This is a genomic window from Fibrella forsythiae, assembly GCF_017353175.1.
Taxonomy (GTDB): Bacteria; Bacteroidota; Bacteroidia; order Cytophagales; family Spirosomataceae; genus Fibrella; species Fibrella forsythiae.
In genome coordinates, this window is record NZ_JAFMYW010000002.1 from 60,746 (window position 1) to 74,008 (window position 13,263).

At 53.8% G+C, this 13,263-nt stretch carries 8 protein-coding genes; 5 read left to right on the forward strand and 3 right to left on the reverse strand.

The genetic code is table 11. The features are described 5' to 3' along the window. The first annotated feature begins 4 nt into the window (after positions 1 to 4). From J2I46_RS06435 to J2I46_RS06450, 4 genes are all read left to right on the forward strand, one after another. Positions 5 to 3,724, forward strand: coding sequence for a hypothetical protein (locus tag J2I46_RS06435; RefSeq protein WP_207328173.1), 3,720 nt, complete (start codon positions 5 to 7; stop codon positions 3,722 to 3,724). Between the two features lie 42 nt (positions 3,725 to 3,766). Continuing rightward, the gene (locus tag J2I46_RS06440; RefSeq protein ID WP_207328174.1) at positions 3,767 to 5,278 is read left to right on the forward strand and encodes a hypothetical protein; all 1,512 of its coding nucleotides are present in this window, start codon (positions 3,767 to 3,769) and stop codon (positions 5,276 to 5,278) included. Positions 5,279 to 5,479: 201 nt separating this feature from the next. Continuing rightward, positions 5,480 to 6,568: a glycoside hydrolase family 130 protein gene (locus J2I46_RS06445; protein ID WP_207328175.1), complete on the forward strand. Its 1,089-nt coding sequence runs from the start codon at positions 5,480 to 5,482 to the stop codon at positions 6,566 to 6,568. Between the two features lie 72 nt (positions 6,569 to 6,640). After that, a complete protein-coding gene (locus J2I46_RS06450) occupies positions 6,641 to 7,930 on the forward strand; it encodes a WG repeat-containing protein (protein WP_207328176.1) in 1,290 nt (429 codons plus the stop codon). A gap of 9 nt (positions 7,931 to 7,939) precedes the next feature. Here the strand turns inward: J2I46_RS06450 and J2I46_RS06455 are convergent, their stop codons facing one another. The 3 genes from J2I46_RS06455 to J2I46_RS06465 form a co-directional block, all read right to left on the reverse strand. Then, positions 7,940 to 8,818, reverse strand: a complete 879-nt coding sequence (locus tag J2I46_RS06455) for a LamG-like jellyroll fold domain-containing protein (RefSeq protein WP_207328177.1) — start codon at positions 8,816 to 8,818, stop codon at positions 7,940 to 7,942. A 7-nt stretch (positions 8,819 to 8,825) separates the two neighbouring features. After that, positions 8,826 to 9,665 carry a hypothetical protein gene (locus J2I46_RS06460; protein ID WP_207328178.1) on the reverse strand — a complete coding sequence of 280 codons (840 nt, stop codon included), beginning with the start codon at positions 9,663 to 9,665 and terminating at the stop codon, positions 8,826 to 8,828. A 110-nt stretch (positions 9,666 to 9,775) separates the two neighbouring features. After that, entirely contained in the window at positions 9,776 to 10,108 is a 333-nt protein-coding gene (locus J2I46_RS06465) for a PKD domain-containing protein (protein ID WP_207328179.1), read from the reverse strand. Between the two features lie 325 nt (positions 10,109 to 10,433). On the opposite strand from J2I46_RS06465, the gene J2I46_RS06470 reads away from it, so the two are divergent. Further along, positions 10,434 to 13,211: a 2-oxoglutarate dehydrogenase E1 component gene (locus tag J2I46_RS06470; RefSeq protein ID WP_207328180.1), complete on the forward strand. Its 2,778-nt coding sequence runs from the start codon at positions 10,434 to 10,436 to the stop codon at positions 13,209 to 13,211. The last annotated feature ends 52 nt before the right edge of the window (positions 13,212 to 13,263 follow it).

The window sequence follows — 13,263 nt, forward strand, 5'->3', positions numbered from 1 at the left end:
AAAGATGCCTCACATCCTTCGCATAGATACCGACCCGAATGTTAGCCAGCAGAATCATAACGGCTGGACGGGCAGTCCGGCGGGCCTGACGGGCAACCGCATTGAACATATTCCCGATACGCTGACTGCTGCCGCTGGTGGCGCTGCGGGATCGGCGGCCAAGGCAGGTACGTCTATCCCGTCGCCGTTTGCCCGATTGTACCTGTTCGATACGGCGTTCCGGATGGTGAAGAACAACCTCCAGCCCGCTGAGTTGAGCATGTACCATGTGCTGGTGTCCCATACGCTCGACCTGCTCGAACTGTTGTTTCAGGCAGGTAACTCCGATGATCTGACCTACAAACTCTGGAACCGGAGCGAACGGCTGGGTAAGCTGGCGTCGGCAACGGGGGGCGGCGGTGCTATGGGCCTGGCGCGGCATCCGCATCAGGTGCTGGCCAAAGCGCTGGAACTCGATTTTCGGAATGAATTGGCCTCTGTTCAGACCACAACGCTGATTTATTACAAAGGGGCGTTGCTGGGCGGTACATCGCCGCTGACGCTGGTGTTTACTACGCCCAACTGGGAACAGGAGCGCCAGAATAAATTTATCGATCCGCCAAAAAGCAGCACGGGCCGGACCCTGTTCCAGAACGATTATGTGCCGCTGAGTGCCCGTGATGAAGGGTTTACTACGTACCTGCGCCGCTGGTATGAGCAGTACAACAACCTGATGCCGCCGGGCGGTTTCAAGGAATATCTCTACCGTGTATTCTTCGATAGTGCCGTGGTGCCACCCGTGACGGCGGGCGTCACGCTGAGCAACTTCGAACCAATTCAGGTACGTGGCGAAAGTACGTCGGTGCTTCAGGTACTGCCGGGGATGCCGCTGTATCGCGTTCGCGAAGACGATGTGTTGAACGACATCGAAGAGAGCTCCGATTTCCTGATGGTGCCAACGGTAGACTACTACACCCGCGAAACCAGCAATGGTGCCGCTACCGGCGTACGCAAACCGCTGGCTCTGGCCTCGCGTATGGACGTGGCCGGCCGGTACGTGAAGAATACGAACTGGAACAGCAATACGGTGATCATGCGGCAACGCGATCTGGGCGGTGGTTTCCTGCTGTCGGAGCGCTTCCTGCCGGGTGTTGATAACGTAAAATACCCGTTCGTCACGACCGACGATTTCCTGGAGGATTTTCTGATCAGGATGCCGTATAAGCTCAACAGTGGACGGTTCTTCACCGGTACACCCGGCGATATGGAGTTTCTGTTACCGGTTCGGAAAGAGTATTTTAGCTTCTTCCGTATGGAGGATCTGGCCAAGCAGCTTACCCTTCGGACCGAAGACCGGGGCATGGAGCGCGTTATCATTGCGTCGCTGAGTATTCCGGTGAAGAATAACCGAACGGTGATGTTCCGTAAGGAGTACAATCTGGGCAACCCCGACACTATGATCGAGTTCCGGGCGGGCCTGGCCTGTTTCCCGTTCTATAAAATCACCGTGCCCGACGCGCAATTGCAGGCGTTGAATGAGTATAACGTGATGCTGCTGGATGCCAGCAAAGACGACGCGAATTTCCACGCTGGTCGGTCGGTGCGGTTCTTCCAGTTTGCGCAGGTGGTAAATAATCAGCCGCTGGTAGTACCAGCGCCCGACCATCGTACGCCAAAATCGGGGCCGACGCAGGCTGCTTCGTATTATTACAAAGTACCACAGGCATTTGACCTGATGGAAGTACAGCTACAGCGCAACGGCGTACCCTATCGCGGCCTGGTGTTGCCTACATTCACGATCATCAGCGAGCGGGGCTACAAGCCGTTTACGTTTGCCATCGACTTCGGTACGTCGAACACGCACGTAGCTTACGTAGACACGAACCTCGGTAATGCTGACCCGAAAACGCTGACGATCAGTGACGATAAAGTAAATCTCGACGCCGATGAGCTACAGATGGTAACGCTCAATAAGCCGTATGATGGGTATGAGGCTCAAACGCCATACGCCCGGTATCGCTTACCAGTTAGCTATGGCAGCCTGCCCGAAATGGAGCGGTTTATTCGTCGCGAGTTCATGCCGGCTATTGTAGGAAGTCAGTACGGTTCGCCCTTCTCGTTTCCCCTGCGGACAACGGTGTATGAGAAAACCGGATCGTCGGATAGCGGCGATAACCTGTTCAGTAAGATCAATTTAGGGTTCAACATTGACCTCGAAGATGGCAGTACGGGCGTTAACCGGTACGTAACGAACCTGAAATGGCTATTCGAGAACCAACCCGGCGATCCGATGAACCGGCCGCGTGTTCGGGCGTTCTTCGAAACACTGCTGTTGATGATGCGAAACAAGATTCTGCTCAATCAGGGTAATCTGACCGACACTAAGATCACGTGGCTCGCCCCAACCAGTATGCAGGCCGATACGGAGGATAAACTGGTTGCCGAGTGGGAAAATGCGTTCCGTCGGGTGTTCAAAACCACACAGTTTTTCCGGCCAAACCCGATTCCCGAATCGCTGGCGCCGCACTTCTTCCTGGTGACAAAAGGCGTAAAGTCCTTTGCTGACGCAGTGAACGTAGATATTGGTGGTGGTACGGCTGATATCATGCTGTTTATGAAGCAGCAGAATAAGTACCTGAATACATCGTTCCGGTTTGCGGGGTACGATATCTGGGGCGGCGGCCTGAATCAGCAGGGGCATCCATCACACATGAAGGATAACGGCTTCATCCTGAACTACCTGCAATACCGTCGGACGCTGACGCAGGCCCCGGCTCCGGAAGATCAGATTCTGGATACGTTCCTGGCCAATAATGACCTGAGCGCCGAAGATATCGTCAGCCTGCTGTTCCGTAATGATGCGCATTACAAGTTTACGCAGTCAATTGTGGATGGTCGACCTGCGTTGCGGATCGTGCTGTTCCTGCATTATTCGGCCATTGTGTACCATCTGGTGCAGCTGATCGAGGCGAACCAGATGGGCTTGCCGCGTTACCTGACCTTCACGGGCCGGGGAAGCCAGTATCTGAAAATGCTGGGCTCATCGCGGCGACTGATCGAGTTCACGAAGATGCTTTTCCGGGCTTATACCACGCTACCCGTTCCGCCCGATTTTGAGGTGGTGCTGAGCGAAAACCCGAAAGAGACAACGGCCAACGGAGCAGTGCTCTTCGAAAACGCCAGCTCAATGGAAAAAGACAAGTACAACAGCCGGCAGACAACCTGCTACTGGGGTAATGCGCCTGTTGAGCAGAAGTCGTTACCATCGCCGGCCGAGGCGGCACCTACGCAGGAATCAACTGGTTTCGGAGCCCCTGTTTCAACCTGGGGAACGTACCCGGGATCGCCGATGCAAAGTCAGTCTGGTTATGGGTCAACTCCTCCGCCCGCTACCTCGAACGTGATCAACGCACCGTTCGAATATCGCCGGACGAAAATTGGTGAGGTGAGCGGCGACCGGGCTTTCCACGACTCGGTACTGACTAACGTGAAAACATTCCTGGAAAAGACACTTACCGATCGGGACGTGGCGTATTTCCTCAGCGAACACAACATTCAAACGCCCGAGCAGTACCTGTCATTTTTGGTTGGTCCAGACGTAACCCGGAGTGGCGCGTTATACGATAGCTACATGCTGGCTCGCACCGGCCTGGAGCAGGAGCCTAATCAGGCCGTATCGGAAACGTACTTTTTCCTGCCACTCAAGCATGCCTTGTACGAATTGTCGAAGCAAATTGCCTCCTGAGCTTTATCCCCCCTGCAGGGGGGATAAAATCCCTTAACCTCTATGAAAATCCCATCAATCGCTCTATTCCTGGTACTTTCTGTTGTGGCCAAGGCGCAAACGGCACCGGCCGCTGAGCCAACGGGTATCGAAACCAGCACGTTTGGCATGGCCAAGGCTACGCTTGAGTTTCTGGCAACAGACCAGAAAACATTCGGAACCGTTAAAAAGCCAGCTTGCGATGGTTGTACGACCTACGGTGACCTGGCTGATTTTATTAAGGCTAATAATCTGAAAAAGGCAGATGGCCTGGTTAACGACATCAAGAAGCATAGCATGATGCTGAATGACGAGTTTGCCGCCGATGCGTTCAGCAGCGAAGGAGCCGTACTCGACAGCCTGCGTCGCTACGTGCTAAAGCGTGTAACAAATGGTACCGAACGTGTTCACCGAACTCAGCTGGCTTCATTTGCCGCGTATCAGACAAAAATGACCGCGCTGGCGGGCGGGGCCGATCCCGACAAAGCAGTAAGTGAACAGGCCGCTGCGTCGCAGGAAGGCGAAACGACTGCTGAATCGGCTGAACAGACCACCGCTTCATCAGGAATGTCGCTGGGTACGTGGGCATTCTGGCTATCGCTGCTTAATCTGCTGGGTCTGGGCTACCTGCTATTGATGCGGCAGCGGGGCCCTGGCACTACTGCTTCAGATAAAGAAGATGCCCGCTTGGCTGGCTTACAGGACGAAAATACCCGCCTCAGTAACACGGTGGCTGAACTGGCCAACCGCCTGACGATCGCCGAAAAGAGACTGGTTGGCTCGGCACCCGCTGGCCCGGCCAACCGCCCTGTTGAACGAGGGCCGTCGCCTACTCAGCCTATAGTCGATCGCGGCCCGGCTGATCGGGGCATGATGCCGCAGACCGAACCGCCGCGTCGTCCAGACGCGCCTGCCGATCGTGGCCCTATGCCTGTGCAAGGAGGGAATCAGCCCCGTACTGGTTATGGTAATCCGGCTAACCCGGTAATTCCAACACAGCCATCTGTTCCTGCGCAGCCTGCTCAGGCGAGCGGTTCAGGTACGTTCCCTGGTCAGTCGCAAGGGGGGGGGCTTCGTACTACGCCCGTTGTTCCACCACCGCCCTCTCAGTTGGGCGGTTCAGGTACGTTCCCGGTATCATCGCAGCAGCCGGGCGTGGTAGATACCGGAAATGCCGGATCGCCTGCTGTACCGCCTGCGCCCGCGCCATCTGCTCCGCCCACAAAATTATTTGCCCGCACAGCCGACCTTGGCAATGGATTTAGTGTGGCCGGTTTGCTGGAAATCGCTGAACGAGGTACAGTGTATGAAATTGATCTGACCAACCCCGTTACCGCCACGTTCCGCGTTAGCCAATCGCCCGAATCGCAGCAACTGGCCATGAGCGATCCTTACTCGTATCTGAGCGATGCCTGTCTGTACGAAAATCAGCCCGGCGGTCCCAACAGCCGTATCCAAACGGTTGCACCTGGCCAACTAACGCTGCAGGGTGACAAATGGCAGATCACGGAAAAGGCGCGCATCGGATTTGTATAAACTCTTTTAAGAAGTCAACCAGTCTGAAGGCTCGAAGGCGTTGAGGGTAACAAACCTTCCTGCAACTTCGGGCCTTCATTTCGTTGCCGTATTAATAATCGCCGTTTGCTGTTCAAACTGGGAAACTTATGATCACCGGGTGTGTCGCCTCTGTGACCTGTGCTCCCGGCTTTAAAATCTTTGCCACTGCTAACTGTTTTCATGAAACGATACATTTCTTTTTTACTGCTGTTTATCGTGCCGTTTGGGGTATTGGCCCAGTCGACACTGGAAAAGCCGTGGATGATTGGGCCCTTCCGGAAGCAGAATGCCGCGAACCCGATTCTGGACGCTCAAGCGGGAACGACGTTCTTTTGTCCGGTTCGTCAGGATACGGTGCGGTGGGAAGAGAAGGACGTATTTAACCCGGCGGCGGTGGTTCGAAACGGGAACGTATACATGCTGTATCGTGCTGAAGATACCGTGGGGAAGTTCAATGGCACATCGCGGCTTGGCTTGGCGGTCAGCGCTGATGGTATTCATTTCACCCGTAGGCCAACGCCCGTTTTCTATCCCGAAAACGATGCCATGAAGCTATATGAATGGGAGGGTGGTTGCGAAGACCCGCGTATAGTAGAAAGCTCAAACGGCGTATATGTAATGACGTACACGACCTACGACGGCGACAAAGCGCGGTTATGCGTAGCTACGTCGAAAGACCTGCTCACCTGGCAAAAGCAAGGGCTGGCGTTTGGGCAGGAAATGTATCGGAATGGCTGGTCGAAATCAGGCGCGATCGTATGCCGCCAGCGAGGAAGCAGGATGGTCGCTCAGAAAATAAACGGGTTATACTGGATGTACTGGGGTGATCAGCCTGACCTGCGTATTGCTACCTCGCCCGACTTGCTGCACTGGACACCACTGGGAGGTGCTGCTCCGGGTGGCTTCCGGGCCGTGGCTCAGTCGAGACTGGGGAAACACGATGCCCGCCTGATAGAGCCCGGCCCGTTTGCCTTACTGACGTCCGCCGGCATTGTGCTCATTTACAATGGGATGAACAACAAGCAGGGCGATCCATCTTTGCCTGAACATGCGTATACGGGTGGTCAGCTCCTGTTTGATAAACATGACCCGGCGAAATTACTCGACCGAACAGCATCCTATTTTATCAAACCAGACCAGCCTTATGAAACGCAGGGGCAGGTGAATCAGGTTGTGTTTCTGGAAGGTATGGTGTCGTTCAAAGGGCGCTGGTTTTTGTACTACGGTACCGCCGACTCTAAAATCGGGGTGGCTACAGCCCCTCAATAACCACATCTGTTTTTTCAGCAGTTCCTTCTTGTACATTCACATCCAAAATCGACCCAGTCTGTCTTTGTTTCCATGTCTCTCGACGAACTCCGTGAACGGATCAAGAATGAATTAGTACTCCACGAGGGTAACGTAGCCGACTGGCAGTGGACCCGTACAGGCCTACCTGCTGAAGCCACCGAACTGGGTATTCCAGACTTTCTGCGGCTGGTCGATGACGTTACCCGGTCATTGAATTCTCAGTTCGGGAAGATTCTCGATCTGCAGGCGCTCATTCGGAAAGTAGCCGTTGATAATCAGAAACGGTTATCTGATGTGCAGATTGGCGGCTTTGCGCTGGATGCTGAACGGCTGGGCCTGTCGCGCACTTTCGTGATTGATCAATGGGTACCCCGCCTGATGGCCCAGATTCCCGATATCATGGAAGAAGACGTGACGCCTGCGTCTGGTGCAGGTACGTCGTCTGTAGCTACCATGTCTGACGTGATGGGCGCAGGTACGTCTCTGTTGCCTGTTCCAGACGGTGGGCAGCCAGGTACGTTGGTTGAAACGGCGGATACGATGAAGCAGAAGGTCCGCGATATTCTCGATGATTACAAAGAGCATATACCAGCCCCGGCCATTCGGGCGCTGTTTCGGGCGATCAATTACGATGAGAAAGCACTGGCTGATGCCGTTCTGGCCTATCTCACCGAAAATTTTTATGCCTCCGAAAAAGATCCGCGAGGCAGTACACTTCGCGAAAAACTCACGTCAACTGACTGGCGCCACCTTGTCTGGTGGAATCGACCAGCTCAACCGGTCAACGTACCTGAACCCGCCCGGTCTGCTCCAACAACCGCCCCGCTGCCCCCTTTGCCCCAGGCGCCCCTTACGCCTAAACCCTCATCAGGCTGGCGCGATTTTCTGGTGGCATTGCTTATTGCCGGTGGCCTGATTGGCTTCGTTATCATATTGGTGAAGAGCAACGGGGCCGCACCCGACGAAGATGCAAATCAGCCAAAAACGGAACAGGTGAATACTGAACAGACTGACGATCAGACGCGGGAACGTACTCAGCCGAGGCGCAAGCGAAAGCTGAAAAGCAAACCCTCGATTGATCGGGCTGCCGATTCTGAAGCCTCATCGCAAAAACCTGTTTCACCCCGAAACGAGCCGTATGACGAACTCCTTGACGACGTTGGTCAGTATGGCGAGCGCCCCGCCCGAAAAGACGGCCAGTGGGGACTATGGCGCAAAGGTAAATGGATGATTCTGCCCGTTTACGACGCAATCGAGGTGTATAAAAACGGCCGGGCCCGTGTTACGATCAACGGTAACAGTTACGATCTTGACCGGCAGGGCGATCGCATCAGGCAATGATCACTGCCTTTACTTACCCAACTGAACCGTCAGGTACTGGTATTTGACGGCTTCGGCGAAACTGATGAAGCCAACGCCGTTTCCTTTAAAGGGTCGGTAAGGGTGGGGGCTGTCTTCAACCTCCCTGCCGTTGATGTAAAAGTGCAGTTCGTTGCCCGTGCGGCGAACCGTCAGTGTATTTCGCGTAGGCGAGATAGTTACCTTGGCCGCAGTAGGCTTACCCACCATGTAATTGGCTTGTGCAGTGCCATTTACACGTGTGTAGAGCGCTACTTTCGACGTGCCTATCACCCGGAACTGGCAATAATTACTGGTATCTTTTACGCCGATAAGCAGGCCGCCGTCTGGCTCAACGTTGGGAGGGATAACCATTTCAACACTTACCGTAAACGTATCCGACTTATTGAGGTTCAGGTCGTCCGGAAGTTTAATGTAGCTTCGGCCGGGGCGGTTACTGTCCGTTTTCTGTTTTCGGATGTAGTAGCTGTCTTTCGCAATTTCCAGATCAAAGCCGTTTCGCTTACCCGTTAGCCATCCGTTATGATTGTCGGCAAACGTTTCCAGAAACGCGCGTGAGGCGGCAGATTTATTGGTCGCCAATGCAGTGGCTGATCGGGTTGGGGTGGCTGTTGCGGCAGATTTTTTGGCGGGTGTTTTTGCGCCTGCTGCTGCCAAACTGGTTTTGCTATCTGTTGCCGTGCTAACGGCTGGTTTAGACCGCGTTGGTTTCGCCGACTTCGTTTTTGCCGTAGAAGTAGCCACGGTGTCTGTTCCTGTGATCGTCAGCGTTACCCAGTCACTGGCCGACGACGTAACGGGTGCTTTCTGGGTTTGACCAATGACAAAAGCGGGCAGTAGCAGAAAGCTATATAGGAGTAAATAACGCATGGGTCAGTTAGAATGTATACCTGAATACAGCAACAGGCGTATTGGCTTGTAGATTCAGGTGATAAGAAAGAGGCTGAACAGCTCGTTTTTCGTCGCGCTGATTTCGTAGGCCCCGCAGAAGAGTGAGTGTGATATCGGTAACCCAGATGGCAGCGGCGGCGCGGGTTGCTATGTAGTAGCGCTGGTTGGCCGAATTAGCTTTTTGGTAAAACGGTTCGGCTGCCGCTTCATTGCCTGCACTTACATAATCAGTGTAGGCCTGATTGGCTTCGCCCTGTTGGCCGGCACCATAGATAAGTAGTCCGTAGGCGGCAACCGTTACCAATGGCCGTAGCCCAACCCGCGGCTCAGGGGTTTGCACGAATATATTCCCTACGCCCGGAGCCAGCAGGGAAAGAAGCGCCCAGGCTGGCCCCCGATACGGTTTTTCGGGCACCAACGCCGCTGAGTCGGGCAGGGGTGGGGCTATTTCCGTTGGGTTCTGGGCTGTTTGTGTGAGTAACCCGCCTTGTTTCAACAAGACCACCGCCCGAACTTCCTCCCGAAGCAATAAGCCATTCCGGCGAAGATTCCAGACAATCCGCTGGTCGCGCCCGTCGATCCGATTTGTGCCCAGATCACCGCTAACACTGCCCAGATCAGGAGCAACCAGCTTGCCATCCCGGCGTTGGAGCCGCACATAAATTGAATCGGTTGGCACGCTGTTGCGCAGATCATAAAATACCTCGATCGATTGCTGGTCAATTGCCCGCATACGAACATTACTGACCCGTCCCTGCGCCTTTCCGGTAAGTGAAGCGCTTAGTAATAGCAGGATAAGATAAATAGAGTGTAGAGAAAAGGTCATACCTGAAGGATAATAGCGTAGGTAGTTATCTGCTGCGTTGCCGTTACCTGGCCTGTGCCACAACTGAAAACGAAAGGTCAGCAACTCCCAAATTGGTGCAATTGACAGATTTAGTTGGCTACCGTGATCGTTCGGGTGGCGGTGTATGTCTGATTGCAACGGTTGGTCAGGGCCATTGTAACGGTGTAACTACCGGCTCGATCGTAGGTGTAGGATACCCGATTCCCTGTTTGGGGCAGCCCGCGCCCGTCGCCAAAAGTCCAGGTCACAGTATTTACATCGCCGGTTGATTTATCAACAAAAAGGGTCGCCTGCAATTTTGTAATGGTGGCTCCCACGGTGGCTGTTGGTTTTACGCAATTACTGAAGTCTATGCGATCAAGAGTAAACGGCTCGCAGCCACCGAGTAAGACCGAGAGCAGGAGCATAAAGACGATTTTCATACAGATTTGGATGCGCAGCAAAGTACATCAATAACGAAAGAATATACCTGGTCAGTACGTAAACTTCCGGTGGAGCGTGCAGGTTGGCACCATATACTGTATTTCCCACAACTATTACGCCATGATTATTGTGTTAGAAAATAAGATTTTGCTCCTTATCCGATCTTTAGTGGCGGGATTATTGTCGGCGATCAGGTAACCTGAAAGTCAGTTAGTGCGATAGTCGGTCATTTGATCGCTAAATAGGATAAAATCAGGAAGTTTTCACCCCCGTTCGTAGGGTTTACCTTACCTTTGTCGGCCAAACAGTGCGTTGAAACCAATCATGGATCAGTATTCATATGTAGCCAACTCTGACGCGGCTTATATCGACCAGCTTTATCAGTCGTATAAGCAAGACCCCGCGTCGGTAGATACCAGTTGGCAGCAGTTTTTTAAAGGATTTGACTTTTCGCTTGCCTATGGCGAAAATGGAAATTCAGCTAACGGAAACGGAGCCACCGCTACTGGCGCTACGCAGCAAGCCCCCGTTGATGCCAAACACAGTGAGAAAGAGGTATCGGTAGCCAGCCTGATCAAGGCCTACCGGTCGAGAGGGCACCTGTTATCGAAAACAAACCCGATTGGTCCCCGGAAAGATCGGAACCCCCGCCTTAGCCTGGCCGACTACGCGCTGACGGATGCCGATCTCGACACCGTGTTCGAGTCGGGCAACCTGCTGGGCATTGGTGCGGCCACCCTTCGCAAGATCATGGAATCGCTGGAAACCATCTACGCGGGCCGTATTGGCTTCGAGTATATGTACATCCGCGAAATCGATGTAAAAAACTGGCTGCGAAATAAAATCGAGAAAGAGGCGCTGACTTTCAGCCCAACTCCCGACGAGAAAAAGCGGATTCTGGAGAAGCTCAACGAAGCATCGATCTTCGAGAACTTCCTGCATACCAAATACCTCGGTCAGAAGCGTTTTTCGCTGGAAGGTGGTGAAACGACCATTGCTGCGCTCGATGCTATCATCAGCCGCGCGGCCGACATGGGCGTTGAGGAAGTAATGATTGGGATGGCCCACCGCGGACGGTTGAATGTGCTGACCAACATTCTGGGTAAATCATACGAATCGATCTTCGACGGTTTTGAGGGTAGCGTACCTACGCAGGTCCATGGCGACGGTGACGTTAAATATCACCTCGGCTATACCAGCCTGACCAAAACGCCGAACGGTAAAGAAATCAGCGTGAAACTAGCGCCGAACCCGTCGCACCTTGAAGCGGTGAATCCCGTGGTGGAAGGCTTCGTGCGGGCTCAGGCCGATGAGGAGTATAAAGGCGATTTTGCCAAAATCATGCCGATCCTGATTCATGGCGACGCCGCCGTGGCTGGTCAGGGTGTAGTGTATGAAGTAACGCAAATGGCAAAACTGCCCGGTTACCAAACCGGCGGTACACTGCACTTTGTGATCAACAATCAGGTCGGTTTCACCACCGACTTCGACGATGCCCGTTCGTCGATCTACTGTTCAGACGTAGCCAAGATTATCGACGCACCGATTTTCCACGTCAACGGTGATGATCCGGAGGCGGTGATCTTCTGCGCAAAACTGGCCGTGGAATTCCGCGAGATGTTTAAGCGTGATGTGTTTATCGACATGGTCTGCTACCGTCGGTATGGCCATAATGAATCAGACGAGCCGAAGTTTACGCAGCCAACGATGTACTCGTTGATTGAAAAACACAATAACCCCCGCGAGATTTACAGCAAACTGTTGATCGAGCGCGGTGATGTGGATGCTGCGCTGGCGGCAAGCATGGACGCCGAGTTTAAGAAGATTCTGCAGGACCGTCTCGATCAGGTGAAGCAAAAGCCGGGCCTGCCCTACAAGCCGCTTCGTCTGGATCAGCAATGGGCCGAACTGCGCTACGCCGAACCCGCCGATTTCGATCAGTCCCCCCAGACGGGTGTGCCGATGGAAACGTTGGAGAAAATTGGCAAAGCGCTGGCTACGGTTCCCGAAGGGTTCAAACCCCTGAAGCAGATCGATAAACTGCTGGCCGATCGCCAGAAGATGGTTTTCGATACCAAAACGGTGAACTGGTCAGTAGCTGAACAGATGGCTTATGGCTCAATCCTGCTTGAGAATAAGGTCGTTCGCCTGAGCGGTCAGGATGTGCAGCGGGGTACGTTCTCGCACCGCCACGCCGTTCTGCACGACTCGACAAACAACCAGCTATACACGCCGGTAAACCACGTTCAGGAAGGGCAGATGCCGATTCAGATCTACAACTCGTTGTTGTCTGAGTTTGGTGTACTGGGCTTTGAGTATGGCTACGCGATGGCTGCTCCGCATGCGCTGGTAATCTGGGAAGCTCAGTTTGGCGATTTTGCCAACGGCGCGCAGGTTATCATTGACCAGTTTGTAACGGCGGGCGAATCGAAATGGGGAATTCAGAATAGCCTGGTAATGCAACTGCCACACGGCTACGAAGGGCAGGGACCTGAACACTCAAATGCCCGGCCAGAGCGCTACCTGCAACTATGTGCCGAGAACAACATTGTGGTGGCCAACATCACCACGCCAGCCAATATCTTCCACGCGTTGCGTCGGCAGTTGGCCTGGGAGTTCCGCAAGCCATTGATCATCATGTCGCCGAAGTCGTTGCTGCGTCACCCGCAGGCAATCTCGCCGCTCGACGAACTGGCTACAGGTACGTTCCGCGAAGTAATTGGCGATTCGTTTGCCGACCCGAAAAAGGTGAAGCGTGTATTACTTTGCACGGGCAAGGTGTATTACGATTTGCTGGAGAAGCAGCAAGCTGACAAGCGCGACGATGTTGCTATTGTTCGGATGGAACAATTGTATCCGTTGCCAATGAAACAGCTTGACGCTGAACTGGCGAAATACAAGAAGCCAGAGATTGTGTGGGTGCAGGAGGAACCCGAGAATATGGGTTGTTTCTCGTTCATGCTTCGTCGGTTCCGGGAGAAGTTCACCGGGGCGCAGGCGCTCAGGTACGTTGGTCGTGAGTCGGCATCGTCGCCCGCTACCGGCTTCGCCAAGCTTCATACGCAGGAACAAGCTGCACTGGTTCAGAAAGCATTTGAATAAAGGAGTTTCAAGTTTCAGGTATCAGGTTTCAAGTGGCTCTGCCAGTGGCAGG